17 protein-coding genes, 16 tRNA genes and 3 rRNA genes are annotated in these 24,407 nt (G+C 42.5%); 32 read left to right on the top strand and 4 right to left on the bottom strand.

Annotated elements, in window-relative coordinates:
• Window positions 1-15: 15 nt before the first annotated feature.
• Window positions 16-303, top strand: coding sequence for a cyclic-di-AMP receptor (locus tag PQ478_RS03210; RefSeq protein ID WP_012957602.1), 288 nt, complete (start codon window positions 16-18; stop codon window positions 301-303).
• Between the two features lie 119 nt (window positions 304-422).
• The gene (perR, locus tag PQ478_RS03215; protein WP_012957603.1) at window positions 423-860 is read left to right on the top strand and encodes a peroxide-responsive transcriptional repressor PerR; all 438 of its coding nucleotides are present in this window, start codon (window positions 423-425) and stop codon (window positions 858-860) included.
• A 68-nt stretch (window positions 861-928) separates the two neighbouring features.
• On the opposite strand, the gene PQ478_RS03220 is transcribed toward perR, so the two are convergent.
• On the bottom strand, window positions 929-1,285 hold the full coding sequence (locus PQ478_RS03220) for a YgzB family protein (RefSeq protein WP_012957604.1): 357 nt from the start codon (window positions 1,283-1,285) through the stop codon (window positions 929-931).
• Between the two features lie 192 nt (window positions 1,286-1,477).
• Between PQ478_RS03220 and PQ478_RS03225 the strand changes: the two genes are divergently transcribed.
• The 27 genes from PQ478_RS03225 to PQ478_RS03355 all read left to right on the top strand — a co-directional run bounded on the left by PQ478_RS03225 (window position 1,478) and on the right by PQ478_RS03355 (window position 15,684).
• Window positions 1,478-2,347, top strand: a complete 870-nt coding sequence (locus PQ478_RS03225) for a nucleotidyltransferase-like protein (protein WP_012957605.1) — start codon at window positions 1,478-1,480, stop codon at window positions 2,345-2,347.
• A gap of 249 nt (window positions 2,348-2,596) precedes the next feature.
• Window positions 2,597-4,148, top strand: a 16S ribosomal RNA gene (locus PQ478_RS03230).
• A gap of 487 nt (window positions 4,149-4,635) precedes the next feature.
• Window positions 4,636-7,575 (top strand): 23S ribosomal RNA (locus PQ478_RS03235).
• 78 nt (window positions 7,576-7,653) lie between these two features.
• Window positions 7,654-7,769: ribosomal RNA gene (gene rrf, locus PQ478_RS03240) — 5S ribosomal RNA — on the top strand.
• The 16S, 23S and 5S rRNA genes sit together here with 16 tRNA genes alongside, the layout of an rRNA operon.
• Window positions 7,770-7,777: 8 nt before the next feature.
• Window positions 7,778-7,852: transfer RNA gene (locus PQ478_RS03245), tRNA-Asn, on the top strand.
• A gap of 4 nt (window positions 7,853-7,856) precedes the next feature.
• Window positions 7,857-7,950 (top strand) — tRNA-Ser (locus tag PQ478_RS03250).
• 26 nt (window positions 7,951-7,976) lie between these two features.
• Window positions 7,977-8,051, top strand: a tRNA-Glu gene (locus tag PQ478_RS03255).
• Between the two features lie 25 nt (window positions 8,052-8,076).
• Window positions 8,077-8,152 (top strand) — tRNA-Val (locus PQ478_RS03260).
• Between the two features lie 164 nt (window positions 8,153-8,316).
• A tRNA-Met gene (locus PQ478_RS03265) sits at window positions 8,317-8,393 on the top strand.
• A 4-nt stretch (window positions 8,394-8,397) separates the two neighbouring features.
• A tRNA-Asp gene (locus PQ478_RS03270) sits at window positions 8,398-8,474 on the top strand.
• Between the two features lie 12 nt (window positions 8,475-8,486).
• Window positions 8,487-8,562, top strand: a tRNA-Phe gene (locus PQ478_RS03275).
• A 74-nt stretch (window positions 8,563-8,636) separates the two neighbouring features.
• A tRNA-Tyr gene (locus tag PQ478_RS03280) sits at window positions 8,637-8,721 on the top strand.
• A gap of 7 nt (window positions 8,722-8,728) precedes the next feature.
• Window positions 8,729-8,802: transfer RNA gene (locus tag PQ478_RS03285), tRNA-Trp, on the top strand.
• A 13-nt stretch (window positions 8,803-8,815) separates the two neighbouring features.
• A tRNA-His gene (locus tag PQ478_RS03290) sits at window positions 8,816-8,891 on the top strand.
• A 10-nt stretch (window positions 8,892-8,901) separates the two neighbouring features.
• Window positions 8,902-8,976 (top strand) — tRNA-Gln (locus PQ478_RS03295).
• A gap of 6 nt (window positions 8,977-8,982) precedes the next feature.
• Window positions 8,983-9,057 (top strand) — tRNA-Gly (locus PQ478_RS03300).
• 18 nt (window positions 9,058-9,075) lie between these two features.
• Window positions 9,076-9,149, top strand: a tRNA-Cys gene (locus PQ478_RS03305).
• A 16-nt stretch (window positions 9,150-9,165) separates the two neighbouring features.
• Window positions 9,166-9,254, top strand: a tRNA-Leu gene (locus PQ478_RS03310).
• 6 nt (window positions 9,255-9,260) lie between these two features.
• Window positions 9,261-9,337, top strand: a tRNA-Arg gene (locus tag PQ478_RS03315).
• A 27-nt stretch (window positions 9,338-9,364) separates the two neighbouring features.
• A tRNA-Leu gene (locus tag PQ478_RS03320) sits at window positions 9,365-9,446 on the top strand.
• Between the two features lie 772 nt (window positions 9,447-10,218).
• Entirely contained in the window at window positions 10,219-11,889 is a 1,671-nt protein-coding gene (ilvD, locus tag PQ478_RS03325; protein ID WP_289235814.1) for a dihydroxy-acid dehydratase, read from the top strand.
• A gap of 279 nt (window positions 11,890-12,168) precedes the next feature.
• A complete protein-coding gene (locus tag PQ478_RS03330) occupies window positions 12,169-12,543 on the top strand; it encodes a VOC family protein (RefSeq protein ID WP_289235815.1) in 375 nt (124 codons plus the stop codon).
• A gap of 117 nt (window positions 12,544-12,660) precedes the next feature.
• A complete protein-coding gene (locus PQ478_RS03335) occupies window positions 12,661-13,488 on the top strand; it encodes an SPL family radical SAM protein (RefSeq protein WP_289235816.1) in 828 nt (275 codons plus the stop codon).
• A gap of 328 nt (window positions 13,489-13,816) precedes the next feature.
• Window positions 13,817-14,221: a YidH family protein gene (locus tag PQ478_RS03340; RefSeq protein WP_012957609.1), complete on the top strand. Its 405-nt coding sequence runs from the start codon at window positions 13,817-13,819 to the stop codon at window positions 14,219-14,221.
• 44 nt (window positions 14,222-14,265) lie between these two features.
• Window positions 14,266-14,643 (top strand): rhodanese-like domain-containing protein, encoded by a 378-nt coding sequence (locus PQ478_RS03345; RefSeq protein WP_289235817.1) that lies wholly within the window; start codon window positions 14,266-14,268, stop codon window positions 14,641-14,643.
• A 43-nt stretch (window positions 14,644-14,686) separates the two neighbouring features.
• Complete coding sequence (locus PQ478_RS03350; protein ID WP_289235818.1) at window positions 14,687-15,307, top strand: polysaccharide deacetylase family protein; 621 nt, start codon at window positions 14,687-14,689, stop codon at window positions 15,305-15,307.
• Window positions 15,308-15,318: 11 nt separating this feature from the next.
• A complete protein-coding gene (locus PQ478_RS03355; protein ID WP_289235819.1) occupies window positions 15,319-15,684 on the top strand; it encodes a rhodanese-like domain-containing protein in 366 nt (121 codons plus the stop codon).
• A 40-nt stretch (window positions 15,685-15,724) separates the two neighbouring features.
• On the opposite strand, the gene PQ478_RS03360 is transcribed toward PQ478_RS03355, so the two are convergent.
• On the bottom strand, window positions 15,725-17,350 hold the full coding sequence (locus PQ478_RS03360) for a PAS domain-containing sensor histidine kinase (protein ID WP_289235820.1): 1,626 nt from the start codon (window positions 17,348-17,350) through the stop codon (window positions 15,725-15,727).
• Window positions 17,351-17,748: 398 nt separating this feature from the next.
• Between PQ478_RS03360 and PQ478_RS03365 the strand changes: the two genes are divergently transcribed.
• The 3 genes from PQ478_RS03365 (at window position 17,749) to PQ478_RS03375 (ending at window position 22,832) form a co-directional block, all read left to right on the top strand.
• On the top strand, window positions 17,749-20,571 hold the full coding sequence (locus PQ478_RS03365; RefSeq protein WP_289235821.1) for a 5'-nucleotidase C-terminal domain-containing protein: 2,823 nt from the start codon (window positions 17,749-17,751) through the stop codon (window positions 20,569-20,571).
• A gap of 125 nt (window positions 20,572-20,696) precedes the next feature.
• The gene (locus PQ478_RS03370) at window positions 20,697-21,299 is read left to right on the top strand and encodes a DUF3298 and DUF4163 domain-containing protein (protein ID WP_041822578.1); all 603 of its coding nucleotides are present in this window, start codon (window positions 20,697-20,699) and stop codon (window positions 21,297-21,299) included.
• A 123-nt stretch (window positions 21,300-21,422) separates the two neighbouring features.
• Window positions 21,423-22,832 carry an NAD-dependent succinate-semialdehyde dehydrogenase gene (locus tag PQ478_RS03375; protein ID WP_289235822.1) on the top strand — a complete coding sequence of 470 codons (1,410 nt, stop codon included), beginning with the start codon at window positions 21,423-21,425 and terminating at the stop codon, window positions 22,830-22,832.
• A gap of 328 nt (window positions 22,833-23,160) precedes the next feature.
• Here PQ478_RS03375 and PQ478_RS03380 read toward each other — a convergent pair whose 3' ends face one another.
• Window positions 23,161-23,601 (bottom strand): Dps family protein, encoded by a 441-nt coding sequence (locus PQ478_RS03380; RefSeq protein ID WP_012957618.1) that lies wholly within the window; start codon window positions 23,599-23,601, stop codon window positions 23,161-23,163.
• A 103-nt stretch (window positions 23,602-23,704) separates the two neighbouring features.
• Complete coding sequence (locus PQ478_RS03385) at window positions 23,705-24,379, bottom strand: B3/B4 domain-containing protein (RefSeq protein ID WP_289235823.1); 675 nt, start codon at window positions 24,377-24,379, stop codon at window positions 23,705-23,707.
• Window positions 24,380-24,407: the final 28 nt, after the last annotated feature.

The raw sequence follows: 24,407 nt of genomic DNA on the forward strand, positions 1-24,407 counted from the left end.
AAAGGGGGGCAGGCCATGAAGCTTCTAATTTGTATCATTGATGATTTTTATGCGGATGAAGTGGAAAAGGAACTGCGAGATGAGGGGTATCGAATGACCGAGCTTGCTAGTTCAGGTGGCTTTTTAAAGAAGGGTAATACAACCTTTCTGTTTGGTGTAGAAGAAGAAGACCTTCCTAAGTTGAAAACGGCTTTAAAGGCCGCGTGTCTTACGGTAGAAGGAAAGAAGAAAAGAAAATCAAGTACAGCTCATCGGTATACTTCATTTTTAGTGAACGCTTCGCATGCTGTTCCTTTTTTATAATTGATAAAACGCATATAGGGGGAGTCTGCCTATAACATTGACTTATCCTGCCAAGATGTATTATACTAATTATAAATATTATAAAGTAAGAATGTTTGTTGAAAGTGAGGTGCATGACGATGTCTAATCATCGCTTGCAAGATGCAATTGATGCACTTAAAAGCACCCGTGTTCGTATGACGCCTCAACGTCATGCCATTTTAGAATTTCTATATGAAACGTCAATGCATCCAACTGCTGATGATATTTATAAAGCTTTGGAGGGCCGTTTCCCTAATATGAGTGTAGCAACAGTCTATAACAACCTGCGTGTGTTTAAGGAAGTGGGAATTGTAAAAGAGTTAACGTATGGAGACTCTTCAAGCCGCTTCGATTGTGTTACATCTGATCATTATCATGTCATTTGCCAAGATTGTGGTAAGATTGTTGATTTTCACTATCCTGGTCTTGATGAAGTGGAAACTCTTGCTGAGCATGTGACTGGATTTAAGGTGCATAGCCACCGTATGGAAATTTACGGAACGTGTACTGAGTGCACCAAAAAAGTACAACATTAAATCTTTTATTATTTTACGCCTTAAGCATATTGCTTAAGGTTTTTTTGTGCATAAAAAAACGAAGCCGATCAGCTTCGTTTTGATTTATTATTATATGATTCATCGAACTCTTTTCCTTCTAGAGAAGGGTCTAGTGTAAGCGGCTCGCTGCAGTGCATACATGCATCCACGCGGCCTAGCATTTTTGTAGGTTTTTTACAGCTTGGACATACTACTTGAACAGACTTTGTAGAAAGCATACCAATCCAGAAATAAACCACCGTACTTCCAATAATAAAAAGAAAGCCTATTAGCATTGCGATCGTCATGAGAATAGGAGAATCTCTAAAGAAAATTCCTATGTACATAACGAGAATACCGATAAATACAAGCGATAAAGCAAACGTTCGAATCTTATTTATTTTGTTTGTATATTTAATAGCCATATTCGTCCCTCCTAGATACGAGTATAGCATATAAGATAGGAACAACCTATGAATCAAGTATGAATTTCACTACTTTGTGAAGGATTCCCCCATTAATTGTCGAATAGGATATGCGAGGTTGATGTGAGAAGTTTTATGAGAGGTTTTTCGAGAGGATTTGCGTAAGGTTTTGCTTAATAAGGAGGAATAGGAATGAATGTTTTACTGAGGCAGCTGTATCAAGATCGAGCAAGTGAGGATGATACGTTTGCAATATTAGTGATCCAAAAAGAGTTATCCCCGTTATCAATATTAGATGGCTTTGATGCCATTGTGTTAGTCATAAAAAATAATCCAGAAGTAGACTGGCATGTAAAACACTATCAAGTGGATGATATGAAAGTAGCTCTGCATTCTTTAAGTCAAACAACAATGCACCATTCATTAATAGCAGGAACACATCGCAGGTTAGTGGATTGGCTCTTTCATGGTAAAGTAGTATTTGATCGCAACGAATTCCTTAAAGGAGTAAAAGAAAGAATTGAAACCTTTCCTCCTGGTGATCGAATGAAGAAGATGACCATTCAATTTACAAAGATGCTAAGACGATTCGATGAGGGAAAGATTTTATTCTATAATGAACAACCTTTTGATGCGTTCAGTAACATGATGCATTCTCTTCATCACTTAGCAAGACTTGCAGTCATTAATCATGGTTATTATCCAGAGGTGACTGTGTGGGACCAAGTAAGAAAAATTGAACCTGAAACATACAAACTCTATAGAGAACTTCTTAAGAGTGAGGAGTCCCTAGAACAACGGATTGAATTATTAATCTTAGCAACTGAAATAGCTGTCCGTTCTAAAACAGAAATTGGTTCTGAGCATTTTCGTTCATTACTAGCAGATAGAGGAGACTCATTTACGATTGCTGAAATGATGGAGATACCAGAGGTGCAAGATTACCGGATCGACCTTGAATTGTTGGTCAATTTCTTAATAGAGAAAGAGTTTCTAGTAATAGATCATCATGAATCAAAAGCACAAGGAATCCACCATATTCGCTATAGATTAAATACTTAAAATAAAATTGATGAAAAGTGTTGACTTTGTTTTGCGTGCGTGATAAATTATTACTTGTCGCTGACAACAACAGTTGTTACGCACGAAAAACACTTTCAAAAAAGTTGTTGACATTCAAATCACGATTTGATAAGATAATGAAGTCGCCAACAACGACAAACAAGTTCTTTGAAAACTGAACAAAAGCCAAGCGAAATAGAGATACATGATATCTCGTCAATGAATTATTTTTGAGCTTAATCAAACACTTTTATGGAGAGTTTGATCCTGGCTCAGGACGAACGCTGGCGGCGTGCCTAATACATGCAAGTCGAGCGGACTGATGGGAGCTTGCTCCCTGATGTTAGCGGCGGACGGGTGAGTAACACGTGGGCAACCTGCCTGTAAGACTGGGATAACTCCGGGAAACCGGGGCTAATACCGGATAATCCGTTCCACCTCATGGTGGAGCGGTAAAAGATGGCCTCTGGCTATCACTTACAGATGGGCCCGCGGCGCATTAGCTAGTTGGTAAGGTAACGGCTTACCAAGGCGACGATGCGTAGCCGACCTGAGAGGGTGATCGGCCACACTGGGACTGAGACACGGCCCAGACTCCTACGGGAGGCAGCAGTAGGGAATCTTCCGCAATGGACGAAAGTCTGACGGAGCAACGCCGCGTGAGTGATGAAGGTTTTCGGATCGTAAAGCTCTGTTGTTAGGGAAGAACAAGTGCCGTTTGAATAAGGCGGCACCTTGACGGTACCTAACCAGAAAGCCACGGCTAACTACGTGCCAGCAGCCGCGGTAATACGTAGGTGGCAAGCGTTGTCCGGAATTATTGGGCGTAAAGCGCGCGCAGGCGGTCTCTTAAGTCTGATGTGAAAGCCCACGGCTCAACCGTGGAGGGTCATTGGAAACTGGGAGACTTGAGTACAGAAGAGGAGAGTGGAATTCCACGTGTAGCGGTGAAATGCGTAGATATGTGGAGGAACACCAGTGGCGAAGGCGACTCTCTGGTCTGTAACTGACGCTGAGGCGCGAAAGCGTGGGGAGCAAACAGGATTAGATACCCTGGTAGTCCACGCCGTAAACGATGAGTGCTAGGTGTTAGGGGTTTCGATGCCCTTAGTGCCGAAGTTAACACATTAAGCACTCCGCCTGGGGAGTACGACCGCAAGGTTGAAACTCAAAGGAATTGACGGGGGCCCGCACAAGCAGTGGAGCATGTGGTTTAATTCGAAGCAACGCGAAGAACCTTACCAGGTCTTGACATCCTTTGACCACTCTAGAGATAGAGCTTTCCCCTTCGGGGGACAAAGTGACAGGTGGTGCATGGTTGTCGTCAGCTCGTGTCGTGAGATGTTGGGTTAAGTCCCGCAACGAGCGCAACCCTTGATCTTAGTTGCCAGCATTCAGTTGGGCACTCTAAGGTGACTGCCGGTGACAAACCGGAGGAAGGTGGGGATGACGTCAAATCATCATGCCCCTTATGACCTGGGCTACACACGTGCTACAATGGATGGTACAAAGGGCTGCAAAACCGCGAGGTTGAGCGAATCCCATAAAGCCATTCTCAGTTCGGATTGTAGGCTGCAACTCGCCTACATGAAGCCGGAATTGCTAGTAATCGCGGATCAGCATGCCGCGGTGAATACGTTCCCGGGCCTTGTACACACCGCCCGTCACACCACGAGAGTTTGTAACACCCGAAGTCGGTGAGGTAACCTTTTGGAGCCAGCCGCCTAAGGTGGGACAGATGATTGGGGTGAAGTCGTAACAAGGTAGCCGTATCGGAAGGTGCGGCTGGATCACCTCCTTTCTATGGAGTATTTAACTCTAGTCGATGTATGATCTTACGATCATATACGCTTTGGATCTTTTGTTCAGTTTTGAGAGAACACAAAACTCTCTATTAAAAGCTTTTGCTCCTGCGATTACTCGTCGCAAGGCTGCATGAAGCGAAAACTGAGAAGTGTTACATGATGTAAATGAAGTCAGTAGCCTTGTTCAGTTTTGAAGGAACTATCCTTCAATTAGATACTAATTCTCACCAAGTTGAGTAAGAGTTAGTACTTGGTTCTTTGAAAACTAGATAATGAAAACGGACAAAGAGAAACGAGAAGATCGAGGATACGATCAAATGAGTGCTCGGATCGTACATCGGTACGTGAGAACACGAGTTGTGAAGTAGACGAAGAGATTCGAAGTTTATCTGAAGTCCATGTAAACATATTTGTTCATCGGTATCTTTTAATAGAGAAGATTGAACGAGCATGTCAAGAATTCAACAACCTTTTTTAAATTTTGGTTAAGTTAGAAAGGGCGCACGGTGAATGCCTTGGCACTAGGAGCCGAAGAAGGACGCGACGAACGGCGAAACGCCTCGGGGAGCTGTAAGTGAGCTTTGATCCGAGGATATCCGAATGGGGGAACCCACTATTCGTAATGGAATAGTACCCATACCTGAATACATAGGGTATGAGGAGGCAGACCTGGGGAACTGAAACATCTAAGTACCCAGAGGAAGAGAAAGCAAATGCGATTACCTGAGTAGCGGCGAGCGAAACGGTATCAGCCCAAACCAAGAGGCTTGCCTCTTGGGGTTGTAGGACACTCTATACGGAGTTACAAAGAAATAGGATAGGCGAAGCGATCTGGAAAGGTCCGCGACACAAGGTAACAGCCCTGTAGTCGAAATTCTATTTCCTCCTGAGTGGATCCTGAGTACGGCGGGACACGTGAAACCCCGTCGGAATCCGGGAGGACCATCTCCCAAGGCTAAATACTCCCTAGTGACCGATAGTGAACCAGTACCGTGAGGGAAAGGTGAAAAGCACCCCGGAAGGGGAGTGAAACAGATCCTGAAACCGTGTGCCTACAACTAGTTGGAGCCCGTTAATGGGTGACAGCGTGCCTTTTGTAGAATGAACCGGCGAGTTACGATGTCGTGCAAGGTTAAGCTGATAAGGCGGAGCCGTAGCGAAAGCGAGTCTGAATAGGGCGAATGAGTACGCCGTCGTAGACCCGAAACCGTGTGATCTACCCATGTCCAGGGTGAAGTTCAGGTAACACTGAATGGAGGCCCGAACCCACGCATGTTGAAAAATGCGGGGATGAGGTGTGGGTAGGGGTGAAATGCCAATCGAACTCGGAAATAGCTGGTTCTCCCCGAAATAGCTTTAGGGCTAGCCTCGAGGTTGAGAGTTTTGGAGGTAGAGCACTGATTGGACTAGGGGTCCCCACAGGATTACCGAATTCAGTCAAACTCCGAATGCCAAAAACTTTTACTCGGGAGTCAGACTGCGAGTGCTAAGATCCGTAGTCAAGAGGGAAACAGCCCAGACCATCAGCTAAGGTCCCAAAGTATACGTTAAGTGGAAAAGGATGTGGAGTTGCCCAGACAACCAGGATGTTGGCTTAGAAGCAGCCACCATTTAAAGAGTGCGTAATAGCTCACTGGTCGAGTGACTCTGCGCCGAAAATGTACCGGGGCTAAACGTATCACCGAAGCTATGGATTGACACCTTAGGTGTCAGTGGTAGGGGAGCGTTCTAAGTGCAGCGAAGTCAGATCGTGAGGACTGGTGGAGCGCTTAGAAGTGAGAATGCCGGTATGAGTAGCGAAAAGAGGGGTGAGAATCCCCTCCGTCGAAAGCCCAAGGTTTCCTGAGGAAGGCTCGTCCGCTCAGGGTAAGTCGGGACCTAAGCCGAGGCTGAAAAGCGTAGGCGATGGACAACAGGTTGAAATTCCTGTACCACCTCCTCACCGTTTGAGTAATGGGGGGACGCAGTAAGGTAGGGTAAGCGCACTGATGGATATGTGCGTCCAAGCAATTAGGCTGAGAAGTAGGCAAATCCGCTTCTCACGAAGGCTGAGTTGTGATGGCGAGGGAAATTTAGTACCGAAGTTCCTGATCCTCCACTGCCAAGAAAAGCCTCTAGCGAGGTGAGAGGTGCCCGTACCGCAAACCGACACAGGTAGGCGAGAAGAGAATTCTAAGACGCTCGGGAGAACTCTCGTTAAGGAACTCGGCAAAATGACCCCGTAACTTCGGGAGAAGGGGTGCTCTGGTAGGGTGTATGCCCGAGAGAGCCGCAGTGAAAAGATCCAAGCGACTGTTTAGCAAAAACACAGGTCTCTGCGAAGCCGCAAGGCGAAGTATAGGGGCTGACACCTGCCCGGTGCTGGAAGGTTAAGAGGAGGGGTTATCCCTTACGGGAGAAGCTCTGAATTGAAGCCCCAGTAAACGGCGGCCGTAACTATAACGGTCCTAAGGTAGCGAAATTCCTTGTCGGGTAAGTTCCGACCCGCACGAATGGTGTAACGACTTGGATACTGTCTCAACGAGAGACCCGGTGAAATTATAGTACCTGTGAAGATGCAGGTTACCCGCGACAGGACGGAAAGACCCCATGGAGCTTTACTGTAGCTTGATATTGGATGTTGGTACAGTTTGTACAGGATAGGTAGGAGCCTTGGAAGTCGGAGCGCCAGCTTCGATGGAGGCGTCGGTGGGATACTACCCTGACTGTGCTGACATTCTAACCTCGAGCCGTGATCCGGTTCAGGGACAGTGTCAGGTGGGCAGTTTGACTGGGGCGGTCGCCTCCTAAACAGTAACGGAGGCGCCCAAAGGTTCCCTCAGAATGGTTGGAAATCATTCGTAGAGTGCAAAGGCAAAAGGGAGCTTGACTGCGAGACCTACAAGTCGAGCAGGGACGAAAGTCGGGCTTAGTGATCCGGTGGTTCCGCATGGAAGGGCCATCGCTCAACGGATAAAAGCTACCCTGGGGATAACAGGCTTATCTCCCCCAAGAGTCCACATCGACGGGGAGGTTTGGCACCTCGATGTCGGCTCATCGCATCCTGGGGCTGAAGTAGGTCCCAAGGGTTGGGCTGTTCGCCCATTAAAGCGGTACGCGAGCTGGGTTCAGAACGTCGTGAGACAGTTCGGTCCCTATCCGTCGCGGGCGTAGGAAATTTGAGAGGAGCTGTCCTTAGTACGAGAGGACCGGGATGGACACACCGCTGGTGTACCAGTTGTTCCGCCAGGAGCATCGCTGGGTAGCTACGTGTGGACGGGATAAGTGCTGAAAGCATCTAAGCATGAAGCCCCCCTCAAGATGAGATTTCCCATGGAGTTAATCCAGTAAGACCCCTTAGAGATGATGAGGTTGATAGGTCTGGTGTGGAAGCATGGCGACATGTGGAGCTGACAGATACTAATCGGTCGAGGACTTATCCAAATTATTCTTGACATATGTTTACACATTATCTAGTTTTGAGAGAACCATCTCAAACATTCACTGTAAAGTGAATCATAGTCTGGTGGCGATAGCAAAGAGGTCACACCCGTTCCCATGCCGAACACGGTCGTTAAGCTCTTTTGCGCCGATGGTAGTTGGGGGCTTCCCCCTGTGAGAGTAGGACGTTGCCAGGCTTTAATATTCCACAGTAGCTCAGTGGTAGAGCAATCGGCTGTTAACCGATCGGTCGTAGGTTCGAGTCCTACCTGTGGAGCCAATTAGGAGAGCTGTCCGAGTTGGCCGAAGGAGCACGATTGGAAATCGTGTAGGCGGTGTAAAACCGTCTCGAGGGTTCGAATCCCTCGCTCTCCGCCAGCAAAGATTTCATATACTTATTAGTTGGCCCGTTGGTCAAGCGGTTAAGACACCGCCCTTTCACGGCGGTAACACGGGTTCGAATCCCGTACGGGTCACCATTTATATATCTATTATTTCTGCGATGGAGGATTAGCTCAGCTGGGAGAGCACCTGCCTTACAAGCAGGGGGTCGGCGGTTCGAGCCCGTCATCCTCCACCATTTATATCATACTCATTTACTTTTTAAAACGACGCGGGTGGAGCAACGAGCACTACATCATGAGAAACTTCGAGTAACCTCGACGCATGATAGCATCGTTGGCAAAACTTTTAGAGGAGAGGTATTCTTCTTTGAAAAAACAACATCCGTTTACTTTAAAACGACGCGGGGTGGAGCAGTTCGGTAGCTCGTCGGGCTCATAACCCGAAGGTCGGAGGTTCAAATCCTTCCCCCGCAACCAAAATGGTCCGGTAGTTCAGTTGGTTAGAATGCCTGCCTGTCACGCAGGAGGTCGCGGGTTCGAGTCCCGTCCGGACCGCCATTTTAAAAATAAGGCTTGGTAGCTCAGTCGGTAGAGCAATGGACTGAAAATCCATGTGTCGGCGGTTCGATTCCGTCCCAAGCCACCATCTTAATATATCAATTATATTAATTTAGTATTGACGAATTGATAGATGATATTGTATTATAGGTATTGTTGTTTGGAGGGGTAGCGAAGTGGCTAAACGCGGCGGACTGTAAATCCGCTCCCTCAGGGTTCGGCGGTTCGAATCCGTCCCCCTCCACCATCTTCATAGGGGCATAGTTTAAAGGTAGAACAGAGGTCTCCAAAACCTCCGGTGTGGGTTCAATTCCTACTGCCCCTGCCAATATATTATTACGGCGATTGTGGCGAAGTGGTTAACGCACCGGATTGTGATTCCGGCATTCGTGGGTTCAATTCCCATCAGTCGCCCCATTTTTAATTTTGGGCTATCGCCAAGCGGTAAGGCAACGGATTTTGATTCCGTCATGCGTAGGTTCGAATCCTGCTAGCCCAGCCATTTTTTGCGGAAGTAGTTCAGTGGTAGAACACCACCTTGCCAAGGTGGGGGTCGCGAGTTCGAATCTCGTCTTCCGCTCCATTTTTTTGTTTAAATTGAGGCGGCATAGCCAAGTGGTAAGGCACGGGTCTGCAAAACCCTTATCCCCGGTTCAAATCCGGGTGCCGCCTCCAATGATTTTTCTGCCGTGCCGGGGTGGTGGAATTGGCAGACACACAGGACTTAAAATCCTGCGGTAGGTGACTACCGTGCCGGTTCAAGTCCGGCCCTCGGCACCATATATTGCGCCCTTAGCTCAGCTGGATAGAGTGTTTGACTACGAATCAAAAGGTCGGGAGTTCGAATCTCTCAGGGCGCACCATTATTTTTTTTTATCTTTTTTTGATTTGCCGGTGTGGCGGAATTGGCAGACGCGCACGACTCAAAATCGTGTTCCTTCTGGAGTGTCGGTTCGACCCCGACCACCGGTACTTAATAGCTACTAATACCAAGACTTCAACGTTATGTTGAGGTCTTTTTTTTATTGTTTTCGTAACACGATCAAAATAACTTAAAATCGTGTGCGTTGGAGCCTGTTAGTGAAAAACGAAATAATTAACTGCTGATGAATTACGAATGATTAAGAAGAAAATTAATGATGACGAAGCATTTGATAAATTCTTTAGAGATTGCTATCTCAGAAATCTTAGACCAGCAACCATAACTTTAAGCATTAAGGAACGGTTTCTCAAGTACAAAATCAATATTTTGCTACATAATCAACCTAAACTGTGCAGCATAATCTTCATTTCAGGGTGACTTTGTGAAAGAATTTAAGAGTTTAAGAACAAGATGAACACTTCCGATACGAACACGCTCTTTACGTCTTATCTTGTTAGGAGATACCCCAACTACAAATTTGTTAAATAGCTGCAAAGATTGAATCCATACTTTCTAAAAAAAGCATTGATCTAAAGAGGGATTAATGCTTTTTTTGTTTAAGTATGTTATTATGATATTTTAATATTCTTTATATTTCGATAAAATTATACAGAGCTTCAGGATTTTTAAGTTGAGGGGTTGTTTTTTTCTAATTAAAGTAAACTTATAGTTTACTTGGAAGTGGAAGTTTGCAATAGACAAAACCTGTGCACAGTTGTTTACCAAGATGGATCAACGAGATGCTTTAACTTGTTTTTAGTTAGAATAATCTAGCTATACATTTTATTTTAAAATTATAAAGATGAAGGAGAATGTGTTCAAATGAGTAAAAATATTTCAAAAAGCCGTAGTTCAGTTTTTAACGATATAAATCGTGCCCCAAATCGTGCAATGATCAGGGCAACGGGGATTAATGACGAAGGCTTTAATAAACCCTTTGTAGGAATTGCTAGTACCTGGAGTGAAGTTACACCGTGTAACATGCATATTGATAAGTTGGCTCTAAAGACAAAGGAAGGAACTTTAGAGAATGGGGGAACTCCTTTTATTTTCAATACGATTACAGTATCAGATGGTATCTCAATGGGAACTGAAGGGATGCGTTATTCATTACCGAGTCGGGAGGTTATAGCCGATTCCATTGAAACAGTAATCGGTGCTCAAAGTTATGACGGGGTTGTAGCAATAGGTGGATGCGATAAAAATATGCCAGGATGTATGATTGCGATAGGGCGTTTAAATTTGCCGTCTGTATTTGTATATGGGGGGACGATTCGACCAGGAAAAGTAGATGGGAAAGACATAGATATTGTTTCTGCCTTTGAGGGAGTCGGAAAATACAATAATGGAGATATAGACCGTGATGAACTACATAAAATTGAATGTCAAGCCTGTCCGGGAGCTGGGTCATGTGGCGGGATGTACACAGCAAATACAATGGCCTCGGCGATCGAAGCAATGGGAATGAGTCTGCCAGGAAGTTCTTCCAATCCAGCCGAAACGCCAGATAAATTAAAAGATTGTGAAGAAGCAGGAAAGGCAGTGATGAATTTACTGGATAAAGGGATTACTCCAAAGGATATTATGACTAAACAAGCATTTGAGAATGCCATCACAGTTGTAATGGCTCTTGGCGGATCTACTAATGCAGTACTCCATTTACTCGCTATGGCTCATTCAGTTGATGTTGACCTTGACTTAGATGATTTTGAGCGAATCGGAGAGCGTGTGCCGCATATTGCAGATCTTAAACCAAGCGGGCGATATGTTATGGAACACTTATCAGAAATTGGAGGCGTACCGGGAGTAATGAAATTACTTCTTGAAAAGGGGCTTCTTCATGGTGATTGTATGACAGTTACTGGGAAAACACTCGAACAAAATCTTGCTGAAGTGGAACCATTAAGGGAAGGTCAAGAAATTATTTCTTTTGAAAATCCTAAGCGTAAAACAGGGCCTTTAGTTATCTTGAAAGGAAACTTGGCACCTGAGGGAGCTTTAGCAAAAATGTCAGGATTAAAAATAAAAGAAATAACCGGACCTGCTCGTGTGTTTGATACAGAAATAGATGCTACTAAAGCTGTGTTAAACAATGAGATTAATTCAGGAGATGTTATCGTAATTCGCTATGTAGGTCCTAAGGGCGGCCCAGGGATGGCTGAAATGCTGTCTATTACTGCCATCGTAGTTGGAAAAGGCTTAGGCGAAAAGGTCGGTTTAATAACTGATGGGAGATTTTCAGGAGGTACACATGGATTAGTCGTTGGTCATATCGCTCCTGAAGCACAGGTAGGTGGACCAATAGCATTAATTAAAGAAGGAGATATGATCACGATCAATAGTGAGACTCAGGAACTCCAAGTCGATATTTCACCAGAAGAATTTAAGGTGAGAAGAAAGGAATGGTCTGCTCCCCAACAAGATTTAAAAGGGTATCTTTCTAAATACGCACGTTTAGTTTCCTCTGCATCTAAAGGGGCAATAACTGATTAATAATTTACTTGAGGAAGAACAATAAAGAGAAAGGCCCACGTTGTTATGCTGATTTGCAAGGAGGACCTATACCTAAAAACCAACAAGGTTCTTATAATGCTTCACACTTCATTCGTACACAATCATCGAAAGACGATTATGCTTAGCGTGATCGTCTTTCTTCTTGCATAAAGAATACCTACCCTAGCAAGATAAGAAACTCCTAAAAAAGTGAAAGGATATCTCTCCCTCACGTCAAATAGACTTAATAACTAGTTTTTACAAAGAGGGGAGAGTGCCATGAACCAATCATTCATTGATCAAGTCCATTACATTCGCATTCCGGTGAGGAATTTAGAGACTGCATCTGTGTGGTATAGAGATGTGTTAGGGTTTCAACTTTTGAGCATTACCCACGATCCTTTTGCGATCATGAAAGTGAATGAGGGGCCTTTGTTGATTATCTTAGTGCCAACTACAGAGGCGACGTATGCTCATTTTTCAGTGAACGGGGAATCTGAGTTTTGTGTTGGTTTCACAAATCCTAAGCTGCAGGAATTTCATCAGCACTTATCTGAGCAGGGAGTTAAAGTAGAGGAAATAAAAGAAGACAATGGTCATGCTTACTTTTATTTCTATGATCCAGATGGAAAACAGCTTCAGGTGCATTGGTAATGCTTATCCCTGCTCTTAAGACTCTGACGATGGTCAGGGTCTTTTTTGTCGGGAGTGGAGGATTGTAATCTGCACAAAAGGGAATTAGACTAACACATAGAAAGTGAGGGATCTCAATTGACTCGGCATCAAATCGCATACAAGGAACCGAAGAAAATATTAACTCCTGCGAGCGGATTTTTATATGGGTATACCCATTCTCTTAACCCTTATACCGGCTGCTTATTTGGGTGTTCTTATTGTTATGTTAGACAGAGCCCGGTTGGCTTATTTAGAGGAGAAGAGTGGGGCGAGTGGGTTGATATAAAAAAAGGCATTCACGAAAAATACATTCGTGAAATGAGCAGCCTGCGAAAGCGGGGCAAAGAAGTAACGATTTTCATGGCATCTGCGACAGATCCATATCAATCGGTTGAATATAAAGAAAAGATAACAAGGGCTCTGCTTGAAGCAATGGTAGAGATGCCTCCAGATTTTCTTTTTGTGCAGACAAGGAGCCCGCTTGTCACGCGAGACATTGACTTGTTTTTAAAGCTTAAAGACAGCCTGCGCCTCAGTGTGACAGTTGAGACAGATCTCGATGAAGTACGAAAAAACTTCTCACCACAAGCCCCTCCAATTCAAGCAAGGCTGAAGGCAATCGGAGAGCTTCAAAAAAATGACTTGCCAGTACAAGCCGCGGTGGCGCCTGTACTCCCTTTTTCAAAACAATTCCCAGAAACCTTGGCTGCTCTCGTTAATCGAATAGTCATTGATGATTTTTATACGGGGGATGGAAGCAACGGGAAGAGAACGGAACGGCTTAAAATTAAAGAACGATTTACAGAAGAAGAATTAGAAAAGTGGTACGGAGAACATGTACACGAGTATGCGTATGAACAAATGAAAACAGCATTCTCTACTGAACAGATTTTAATCAGCAAGGAAGGGTTTATGCCTTATTAACTCATCTATAAGAACGTTCTTTAGCTAAAAGCAAAGGCGTTTCTTTTTATTTGACCTTATACCCTTATAGGTATATAATGTTGATATAAAGTAAAAGAAGAGGAGGAAGTTCCTGATGTCAGAACAAGAAAAACATGCATGCAAAAGTGATCAGTGAGGCATAACAAAGAAAGGAACAGATGGGGTAAAAAAGGCATCTAAGCCGCCTATATGACCAGCTGTTTACTTATGGTTCCTGGTAGGAGCTATCTTTATTGTATATAATGTCGGCCTGTACTTTATGGGTTTTTTCAAATAAATAGCTATAAGGGTAAGATCGGAGGCTTATATGGATGAACAGAAGAATGAGAGCAAGAATGGTGCTAGTAAAAATGAGACGGTCGAATCTAAATATATTCAACAGCATCTAGCAAACGAGCGAACGTATCTAGCGTGGATTAGAACGGCTATTGCTATTATTGGGCTAGGGTTTTTAGCTACGACTCTTCACTTTAATACGCCTTTGCATCAATTTATGGATAATGCATTAGCAATGTTTATAAGCGGCTTTTCACTCATGCTCGGTCTATTGACAATCGCACTCGCTACTCATGTGTATTTTCGTAACAGGAAAATGATTAATACACAAGAGTTTCATTCTTCTTTTAAGTTTATCGTGTATATGACTGCCGTAATTTTTATGATTTTAGTATTATTTATGGTGTACTATTTCTATCTAATGGCTGGAACGTAAGAAACGCAGTATACCTAATGGTGTATAAGGGTGAGGTGATTTACATGACAAGTGTGGTTGTCATTATGGCAATGGGCATTGCGTACTTTTTGTATAAAAGATATATACCTGTTATCGGTTTAAAATGTACTGATATACAGAATATAAAAGATAAAAATGAGGTTGTTATTCTCGATGTGCGTGATTTTCCCGTTGCAAATAAAACAAGTATAGACGGTACAATGAATATTCCGTTAGCCTATCTTAAAAGATATTATCACGACCTAGATAAGAAAATGATCTATCTCGTTTGTGCAGAAAGACAAGAGGTTAATTTAAGCGCACGTTTTCTAAAGAGTAAAGGATATCGTGTAGGAGGCTTTATGATTAAGAATGAGGCGACTCCTCACCCTTGTCGTGGTAAAGAGGCATACGGATTGTAAAATATACAGAGCAGAGGTGGGGTCTATGGTGAAAAGTCCTTGAATGCCAAGTGCTAGAGCGGTTGGAGACCACTCACTAAGAGAACATCATTTGATCACAAAAGCTGACTTTTCTTTAGAAGGTGAGAAGGCAGTTGTATTAACCTTTGATGATGGGCCTAGTAAATACATAGGTTCATTTCTTGATGTGTTAAATGAGGAGCAGGTTCAAGCCATGTTCTTTTGGCAGTCTCGGTTACTTCATTATAAGCGGCTGTGGAAAAGAACGATAGCTGAAGGGCATATGATAGGGACACATACTCATAGACATCCAAATCTTGCTCAATTGAATGCAGATAAGCAGAGAGAAGAGATCGAAACGAGCAAAAGAGAAATGGAGAGGATCATAGGCCTGCCCATTCAGCATTTTAGACCGCCTTTCGGTCAATATAATGTGGATACACTGAATATTGCAGCTGCTATGCAGCTCGATGTAGTCCTTTGGGATGTTCCTTCTTATGACTGGGAGTTAAAAAAAGATCCGGATAAAATCGTTTCAAATGTAGTAGAAAACGTAGAAAATGGATCAATTATCCTGCTGCATGAATTAGAGCAGACATTATATGTACTGCCACAATTGATAAAAGAATTAAAAAGAGACGGCTTCAGTTTTAGGACATTATAGGGGGAGTTAGAATGGAATTAATTATTCAAGGATTATTTATTGCTTTTATCGTATGGTTTGTTGTGAAGAGAATTTTACCTGCTAATGGCGTAAAACAAATCACAACTGAAGAACTAAGAAAAGAATTAACACGAAAAGATGTACAGCTTGTTGATGTAAGAACGCAAGGGGAATTCAGCGGACGTAAAATTAAACAAGCTAAAAACATTCCATTGCATGAGCTAAAAGGTCGTCATAACGAGCTTTCAAAGGGTAAAGAAGTGTTTGTGATCTGTCAAAGCGGGATGAGAAGCAATAAGGCCTGCGGTACATTAAAGAAATTAGGATATTCGAATATAACAAATGTCAAAGGCGGAATGTCCGCTTGGAGAGGCTGATCTCCATTAAAAACAAGAAGACTAGAGCAGATTCATTGCTCTAGTCTTCTTTTGTTGGAAACGTCATAGTGACGGTCGTGCCCGTTCCAACTTTACTATCATATTTAATTGTTCCGTTATGAGCTTCCACGATTTTAAAGCTGACTGTCAGCCCTAATCCAGTTCCCTTTTCTTTTTCGGAATAGAAAGGTTCTCCTAATTTTTTGATTCTCTCTTCACTAATGCCTTGGCCGTTATCTGCAATACTCACAATAATGGAGTCATCTTGTTTCTTGATATGAATACATATGTTCTTGGCCTCTGCTTCGATCGCGTTTTTAAGCAGATTAATGAATAGCTGCTTAAATTGATTCGGCTCACAATCAAGGAGTGTTGGATCATCCTCTGTTTGGAAATCAACAGACACCCCGTGCAAGTTCATCTCTGACTCAAGCAGGGTTAAGACATCTTTTATGGAGTGATTTATATTTTTCTTAGAGAACGTAATTTCTTGCGGTCTTGATAATACGAGCAGCTCACTGACAATCGAATTGATCCGATCAAGTTCATCTAACATAATCGTATGGATAAAGTTCTCCTTTTTGCTCTCAGACTGAAACATTTGCACGAACCCTTTTAAAGAAGTGAGCGGATTTCTGATTTCATGGGCAATCCCCGCAGCAAGTTCTCCAATCACAGCAAGTTTTTCTGTAGTTTTAAGCTTTTCTTCCGTCTCGAGTATTTGAGTAATATCAGTGGCATAACCGATAATTCCAGTTGTTTCATTATCAATAATAATCGGTACAAATGCGAAGTGGGCGATAACCTTTTTCCCTTCTTTATGGCAGATCGCTACTTCACGATTAGTTTTAGCTCGCTTTTCTTTAATGACCGCATTAAATGCTTCAAAGATCCGCGTCTTGTCTTTTTCGCAAATGTAGTTAAAAATCGGTGTGCCCATTGCTTCATCATCGCTGTAGGCAGTCAGAGGTTCGAACTTAGGATTTAAGTCTGTAATCGTTCCGTTTAAATCCACCATGAAAACGAGCTCAGGATTATATTTAAAAAGAGATTTATATTTAAGTTCATTCTCTTTCATTTGCTTCTCTGCTAGTTTCCGTTCTGTAATATCTCGCCCGATCACAACTAACCCTTTACGTTCTTTATTTGATTTGAAAAGAGGCACTTTAATCGTATCAAACGTTTTCTCATCCCCATTCGGCAGCGGTATGACTTCTTCACAGCGTGTCACTTTAGCTGCTTGCCATGTCTCCTCATCCGACGTCATGCAGTAATTCAGGGCATCATGATAAAAGTCTGTAAACTTTGCAAGTTCAGCATCTGTTTTTCCGCGGTAATCAACATCCTCTAGTTGAAAAAGCTTTAGACCGAATTCATTCGATTCAATCCAGCGTCCTTCCCCGTCTTTAAAGTTAACAAAATCAACCATGGAATTAATCAGGGTTGTCAGTTTCTCCTTCTCATTTTTAAGGAGTTCAACTTCTTCTCGTTTTCCTAGAATATAGTAAATGAAAAATCCAGTTAACACCACAAAGATAATTCCTTTGATTTTCTGGATGCTAAGATAGGTCCCAAGGTCTAACATTAAGACTAGGTAGTCCGTGAAGACAATCCATACCAAACCTAAGACCAAATAGATAAGAAGCATTTTCTTCTTGTAACTCATCTCAAAGCCGCCTTCTCTCTTATTCCTTGATCAACGTTTCGTCTCAGCTGAATCAAGTAGTATCTAACTATTTATTATAACCATATTCGCATCAAAAAAATGTACTAATTCACTAGAAACATTTCCTAATACGTAGAAAAAATTCGACAAATCCCTATAAAAAGAGGATGAATCTTTCTGTCTATCAAAAACGAATCTTTTGGTCTGCTAACTATGAACTATATAATGTAACAGTTTGGTTAAAATGAAGTTTTTTATGTAATTATAAGTTAATTTAGGCTATACCAAATTTACAAAAAATAATGCTAGACTTAGAACGAATGGAAAATGTTGTCGAAATAAGTCAATGGAAATGCTCGGCAATAGCCATTTAAACTACATATTATGGAGGGTATGAGATGTCTACAAATGATTCAATGAGATGGAAGAAGATTCTCTCTATTATTCTTTGTCTAGTATTACTAGCAATCCCTTTTGCTTGGAATCAAGTACAAGCAGAGGAATTGAATGAAGACATAGTAGATTTACGTGTGTTATACACCAATGATATTCATGCGAGTATCGATGGTTTTGGAGCAGCAGCAGCGTATATTAATGAGCAACGCAACGCGGCTGATTATTCTCTATATTTAGATGCAGGAGATATTTTTAGCGGCAATCCTGTAGTCGATTTAAACTACGGAAAACCGATCATTGAAATTCTTAACCTTGTTGGTGTAGATGCAATGACAATTGGAAACCATGAGTTTGATTACGGACAAGAGATCTTTGCTGAGAGAATGGAAGAATCAAACTTCCCATGGATGGCTGCTAATATGGAAGTATTTGATGAATCCATTGCGATTGAACAGCCAAAGCCATATGAAATCTTTGATGTGAACGGAGTAAATGTAGCAGTATTTTCTCTTACTCAAGCCCCTCCATCAACTGCCCCTGCTGGAGTAGTTGGTATTGATTTTGAAGCTGATTATGCAGCGGTTGCAAAGCAGTATCAAGAAGAACTTGAGGGTCAATCCGACATTATTATCGCGTTGACTCATATTGGACATAACGATGACCGCCGTTTAGCAGAGGAAGTAAACTATTTTGATGTGATTATTGGCGGACACAGCCACACATTGTTAAATGAACCAGCAATTGTGAATGGCACACCAATTGTACAGACAAATGGCAACTTGAACTTCGTCGGTAACTTAAATCTGCAGCTTAATACTGCAACAAATGAAGTGACAGTAACAGAGGGCTTCGTTCAAAGAGTTAATGAATTAACAAATGTGGATGAGGACGTTCAAGCAGTAATTGATGAATATAATGAAGAAATGAATGAACTTCTTGGTGAAGTCATTGGTTATTCAGATACAGGGTTAAGCCGTGATGGACGTTATGAGTATGATGCGCCGCTTGGAAACTTCTGGACAGATGCAATGAGTGCATATGCAGATACGGACTTTGCAATTACAAATAATGGTGGAATTCGTGATAGTATCGCACCAGGTGAAGTAACGGTAGGCGATATTTATGCGATCGAGCCATTTGCGAATGAAATTATGGTTTATGAAATGACAGGTCAGGCGATTAAAGATGTTCTTGCATTCTCATACTCTCGCGGGGACCGTCATCAAATTGACTTGCAAGCATCAGGCTTTGAATATGAAATTGTAGCAGGGCCTGTTGGAAATCTATTAGATGTAAACTTAACAAGAAATGGACAGCCCCTTGATTTAGAAGAACGTTACACGATTGCTGTGCCTGATTATATCGGGACAGGCGGATCTGGTTATGAGTTTGAAGGAACGATTGTTAATCCGTTAGTAGGTCAAATGACTACAGCGATGATCGACTATGCAAAAGAGCTTACAGAGAATGGAGAAGCAATTAACTACATTCGCGAAGGAAGAATTAAGATTTCTGTTGATCCAAGCGGTCCAATGCCAGGTGAAGTGATTGGAACAACGGACAATGGACTGTTTTCTAGCAATAAAAACATTGCTGATGTAGGTATGGGAAATCTTTATACAGATGCAATCCGTGATAAGGCTGATGCAGATATTGCTTTACTAAACGGCTCTTCTGTATCAGGAGAAATTCCTGCAGGATACATTACAGATAAACAAATTGAAGCACTTGATCGATTTGGAAATGAAATTGTTGTTGTAGAGACTACAGGAGCTAAATTGAAAGAAGTGATTTTATCACAATCTAGCTACCACCGTGGAGTAGACCTGCAAGCTTCTGGAATCAAGTATCAATTGATCCCTAGTGAGGGTGGTTCAGGGATGCAGGATGTTCTGTTATTTAATGAAGATGGTACAGAGCTAGATCTTGATGCAAACTATACAGTTGCTTACAACGATTACATGCATGGCCAAGGATTCTATCGTCTAAGTGACTCTACTTTATCTCAATCAGAAGGTACCGTTTGGGAAGCGACAGTTGAGTATATTCAAAATCATGATGGTGCGATTGATTATATTGAGGGAGAACGAATTTCTATTGAAGGCGTAGACCTTCCTGATGGAGATCGTTTCCTAACAGTAGCTGAAGCGATTGCACAGAATTCAGGTATTGCGAATGTTCGTGGATACATTGTTGGGTCGATTAACTCGAATCAAGTGATCTTAGGTGAAGGGACACACGCAGCTTCTAACCTGTTGCTTGCAGATGATCCTAATGAAACAGATCGTGAGAAGATGCTGCCAGTTCAATTAGTAAATGGAACAACAGTGCGCACAGGTTTAAACTTAGTATCCCACCCTGATAACCTAGGGAAATATGTATCGATTACTGGTTCTCTTGAAGCTTATTTCCAAACACCAGGCATGAGAAACCCATCAGCTTTCACATTTGAAGCGGTGCCAGGTGATGAAGAACCAGGTGATGATGAAGAAGAGCAAGAGCCACAAGGTCCTTTATCTGTTGAAGATGCCCTGAATCAATCTGAGGGTGAAGTAGAAGTAAGCGGCTATGTAGTTGGAAATGCTCGTTCAAAAAATCATGTAGCCCTAGCTCCAGCTTATTACGATGATTTAAGTGTACTTATTGCCGATGATCCGAATGAAACGGACCAAAGCAAAATGATGATCGTTCAGCTTAAGCCAAATGACCGTGCAAGTTATGGTTTAGTCACAAATCCTGAATTGCATGGAGAAAAAGTAACTGTCCTAGGGGAACGCGATCACTTTAAGGGGTTTGAAGCAGTAAAACACCCTGAATTTAATTAAGTAAGATAGAAGAGACAGCAGAGAGATGCTGTCTCTTTATTTTTTGTTTTATGTATCTGACGTTAAGTATTCCTCCTCTGCATATATATCAAACAATAATGAGAAGGAGGGAACTTGGATTGAATATGTCGATACTGCCTGTTGAGATTCGTACTCGTCACCTGCTCCAGCCGAAGCTCGATGTTTACTACCCGCAGCTTGCTGGCTTAGTTGATCACACCATAGAAGAGAAATTAAATGAGCGGATCTATCAGCAAGTGCAAACGATGATTACGAAGCAAGGATTTTATGATTATCCAGAAACTGAGATTACGGGTGGCTATGAGGTGAAAACGAACGAAAGGAATATTGTCAGTCTTACGAATCTACACTATTCCTATTCTGGCGGGGCTCATGGCCTATCTACGCTGCGCTCCCTGACAATGGATGTACAAACAGGAAAAGTTTATAAGCTGAAGGAATTATTTAAACCTGATGCTCCTTACATCAAGAGGTTGAACAAGATCATTGAAGCACAAATAAAAGACCGAGACCTTCCATTGCTATCTCCATTTAAGGGAATTGCTCCAAATCAATATTTTTATCAAGCTGACCGGGCCCTCATCATTTACTTTCAATTATATGATCTCGCTCCTTATGCATTTGGATTCCCGTTCTTTGTCATCTCTGTGTATGAAATAGAAGATATAGTCGATCAAGAGGGGCCGTTAGGGAGGATGCTGTATTAGCATTCTTCTTTCTTTTTTACAGAGAATTCTCATCCAGTATCTCGTTTAGCTCTCCTAGATAAAGGAACCTATACAATAAATGTCGAATACATATCAGGTGACTAAAATGGAGGAGATGAGTAAATGAAAATGCTGATTGGCGGCTCTTTTGTAGGAGAAGGGCTCAGTACGATTAATGTGTTCAATCCGGCAACTGGAGAAAAGGTTGGGACGGCCCCGGATGGCGGAGAAAACGAAGCGAAGGCTGCGATAGATAAAGCTTATTCAGCATTTAAAACGTGGTCTAAAAAGACAGCGAATGAACGAAGCAAAGCTTTAATGAGCTGGTTTAGAAAAATTGAAGAAGCAACCGAAGAGCTGGCTGAATTAATGACTAAAGAGCAAGGGAAGCCGCTAAAAGAAGCCAAAGGTGAGATTGGCTATGCGAATTCTTTTATTGAATGGTATGCAGAAGAAGGTAAACGGATCTACGGTGAAACAATTCCTGCATCAGCTGCGAATAAACGAATTTTCGTCCAAAGACAAGCCGTTGGAGTCGTTGCGGCTATTACTCCGTGGAACTTCCCGGCAGCGATGATAACAAGAAAGGTAGCGCCGGCTCTTGCTGCAGGTTGTACGGTTGTAGTTAAGCCTGCTGAGCAAACACCGCTGACAGCCTTACGCTTAGGAGAGCTAGCAATTGAAGCTGGCATTCCAAGCGGAGTAATCAATATTGTTACAGGAGATGCAAAAACGATTGCAGAGGTGTGGCAGGAAGATTCTCGCGTGCGTAAGCTGACGTTTACCGGCTCAACGGAAGTGGGAAAAATCTTAATGGAAGGCGCTTCTAAAACGATGAAGAAAATCTCTTTAGAACTTGGCGGACAAGCACCGTTTATCGTAATGGATGATGCAGATCTTGATGCAGCCGTTTCTCACTTTATCGCTTCTAAATATCGGAATGCGGGGCAGACATGTGTATGTGCTAACCGAATCTATGTGCATGAAGATGTAGTCGATGCTTTTTCTGAAAAAGCAAAAGCTGCCGTCTCTGAGCTGAAAGTAGGCAACGGGCTTGAAGAGGGCGTTGACCTTGGGCCATTAATTGATGAAGATGCGGTTAAAAAGGTTCAAGAACATATTGAAGATGCAAAAGATAAAGGGGCAGAGGTCGTATATGGTGGAGCAGAAGCAGATGGTCAATTTATCGGCCCGACTGTACTACGCGGCGTCACCGAAGAAATGAAGTGTATGCGGGAAGAGACGTTTGGCCCGCTCGCTCCTATCTCGACGTTTAAAACAGAGGAAGAAGTCATCGAACGTGCCAATGGAACCCCATTTGGTCTTGCTGCCTATCTATTCACTCGTGATATAGGCAAGGCTGTGCGCTTAAGTGAAGAGCTGGAATTTGGCATTGTAGGGATCAATGATGGATTGCCTTCTGTTCCACAGGCGCCATTCGGCGGATTTAAAGAGAGCGGATTAGGACGTGAAGGCGGACATCACGGCATGGATGAATTTCTTGAAGTAAAGTATATTTCACTTGCTTTTTAATAATTAATAATAATAGTGGTAAAAGAGCTGTCCTAGTCTGGGCAGCTCTTTGCTTGGTTAAGAGAGGCAGGATGGGCGCAATTATGTGAGAAAGAAATATAATTCATCTTAACAGTGACGCATATCGGCTGTGAACTGACGCAATGAGAGCAGATAAGCGAAATAAGGCTCTTAACAGACGCAATTACAAAGAACAGGAATATAATTCACAATGTTACTGACGCATAAACTACTTGAATTCATACAATTCCAGAGAACCGATTGATAAGGCACCTACAGAAATAAAAAAACGAGTCTGAAGGGGTTGCCTCAAACTCGTTTTACTTCATTATTTCAAGAATGAACGGAGCATCCAGTTGTGTTTCTCAAGAGATTGGTGGATAGAGAGTAGCATATCAGCTGTCGTTTCATCTCCAAGAGAATCTGCAGCATCCATACCTTCTTTTAGTTCATCAATTAGTTTTGTGAAATCATCTGATAACTCACTTACCATTTCTTCTGCTGATTGGCCTGGTTTCGCCTCTTCAATTGAAGAAGTTTCAAGGTAATCTTTCATTGTAGCGACTGGATGGCCTTTAAGTGCTAAAAGTCTCTCAGCAAGCTCATCAATATACGTTTGTGCTTCATTGTAAAGTTCTTCAAACTTTGTGTGAAGCGTGAAGAATTGTGGCCCTTTAACATACCAGTGATAGTTATGTAGTTTTACAAAAAGAACACTCCAGTTAGCAATTTGCTTGTTTAGAATAACGGAAACTTTATCTTGACTCATAATAACATCGTCCTCTCTTTGTAAGTAATAGTCTCTTTATACATTCCCATAATACCCTTACATTAAACGTGTTAACAACAAGAACTTCCAATGTTTAGGAATTTCATAAATTGATCACAGATGTTTGCAGGAGTTCTCCTCCGTGTATTTGGGTGAACATGGATGCCGCTGCAGATACAAGTTTTTCAGCTTCTTCTACTTCCATGGAAGGCTTTAAATAAATAAGCTGGATCGCATCAGTTGTCGATGTTGATACGCTTGTACGTCTGGAGTCGACGATAGGGCTGCCGAAGGGACCGTGTTCATCTGCGGTAATAATCTTTCCAGACATATCATTAAAGCGGCCATTCACCCCCTCATAGCCTTCACCCGCCTCACCTAAGCGAACAGAGAGATCTCCTTTTAAAGCAGAAGCATCGTAAATTCCAAAAGGGATCATGTACTGTAGAGAAAAAAACGTGTTCAGGTCAACCGCAGATTGAACAGTAGGTAGAAAGTTTCCTTTTTTAATTCTTCGCATCAAAGCTTCATGTGAGGGACGGTATTTAGACGGATCTATTTTACAAATTTTAAATACGTCTCTCCATTCAGACACACCGCTAAAGGCTGTTAAAGGTTTTTCCTCAAGGTCCATCTGCAGAGTTTCTTGAAAAAATTGCAAACGGCCTTTTAACATTTGTGGTGAGTCGCTAATCACGATAGAATGGTATGATATATAGCCAAGCTTAAATTGAGGGATAAGAGATGAGATGCTTTTATCTATTTGTATGGCTGACATAAGACTGCCTCCTCCATTCGTTGTGTAC

The sequence above is a fragment of the Alkalihalophilus pseudofirmus genome (assembly GCF_029094545.1).
Classification (GTDB): domain Bacteria; phylum Bacillota; class Bacilli; order Bacillales; family Bacillaceae_D; genus Alkalihalophilus; species Alkalihalophilus pseudofirmus.

Excerpts from the sequence above, each read along its gene's own strand:
- PQ478_RS03210 (WP_012957602.1), top strand. The coding sequence starts at position 16 with ATGAAGCTTCTAATTTGTATCATTGATGATTTTTATGCGGATGAAGTG.
- PQ478_RS03340 (WP_012957609.1), top strand. The coding sequence starts at position 13,817 with ATGGATGAACAGAAGAATGAGAGCAAGAATGGTGCTAGTAAAAATGAG.
- PQ478_RS03220 (WP_012957604.1), bottom strand. The coding sequence starts at position 1,285 with ATGGCTATTAAATATACAAACAAAATAAATAAGATTCGAACGTTTGCT.
- PQ478_RS03365 (WP_289235821.1), top strand. The coding sequence starts at position 17,749 with ATGTCTACAAATGATTCAATGAGATGGAAGAAGATTCTCTCTATTATT.
- PQ478_RS03385 (WP_289235823.1), bottom strand. The coding sequence starts at position 24,379 with ATGTCAGCCATACAAATAGATAAAAGCATCTCATCTCTTATCCCTCAA.
- PQ478_RS03330 (WP_289235815.1), top strand. The coding sequence starts at position 12,169 with ATGAACCAATCATTCATTGATCAAGTCCATTACATTCGCATTCCGGTG.
- PQ478_RS03380 (WP_012957618.1), bottom strand. The coding sequence starts at position 23,601 with ATGAGTCAAGATAAAGTTTCCGTTATTCTAAACAAGCAAATTGCTAAC.
- PQ478_RS03360 (WP_289235820.1), bottom strand. The coding sequence starts at position 17,350 with ATGAGTTACAAGAAGAAAATGCTTCTTATCTATTTGGTCTTAGGTTTG.
- PQ478_RS03225 (WP_012957605.1), top strand. The coding sequence starts at position 1,478 with ATGAATGTTTTACTGAGGCAGCTGTATCAAGATCGAGCAAGTGAGGAT.
- ilvD (WP_289235814.1), top strand. The coding sequence starts at position 10,219 with ATGAGTAAAAATATTTCAAAAAGCCGTAGTTCAGTTTTTAACGATATA.
- PQ478_RS03345 (WP_289235817.1), top strand. The coding sequence starts at position 14,266 with ATGACAAGTGTGGTTGTCATTATGGCAATGGGCATTGCGTACTTTTTG.
- PQ478_RS03375 (WP_289235822.1), top strand. The coding sequence starts at position 21,423 with ATGAAAATGCTGATTGGCGGCTCTTTTGTAGGAGAAGGGCTCAGTACG.
- PQ478_RS03370 (WP_041822578.1), top strand. The coding sequence starts at position 20,697 with ATGTCGATACTGCCTGTTGAGATTCGTACTCGTCACCTGCTCCAGCCG.
- PQ478_RS03355 (WP_289235819.1), top strand. The coding sequence starts at position 15,319 with ATGGAATTAATTATTCAAGGATTATTTATTGCTTTTATCGTATGGTTT.
- perR (WP_012957603.1), top strand. The coding sequence starts at position 423 with ATGTCTAATCATCGCTTGCAAGATGCAATTGATGCACTTAAAAGCACC.
- PQ478_RS03350 (WP_289235818.1), top strand. The coding sequence starts at position 14,687 with ATGCCAAGTGCTAGAGCGGTTGGAGACCACTCACTAAGAGAACATCAT.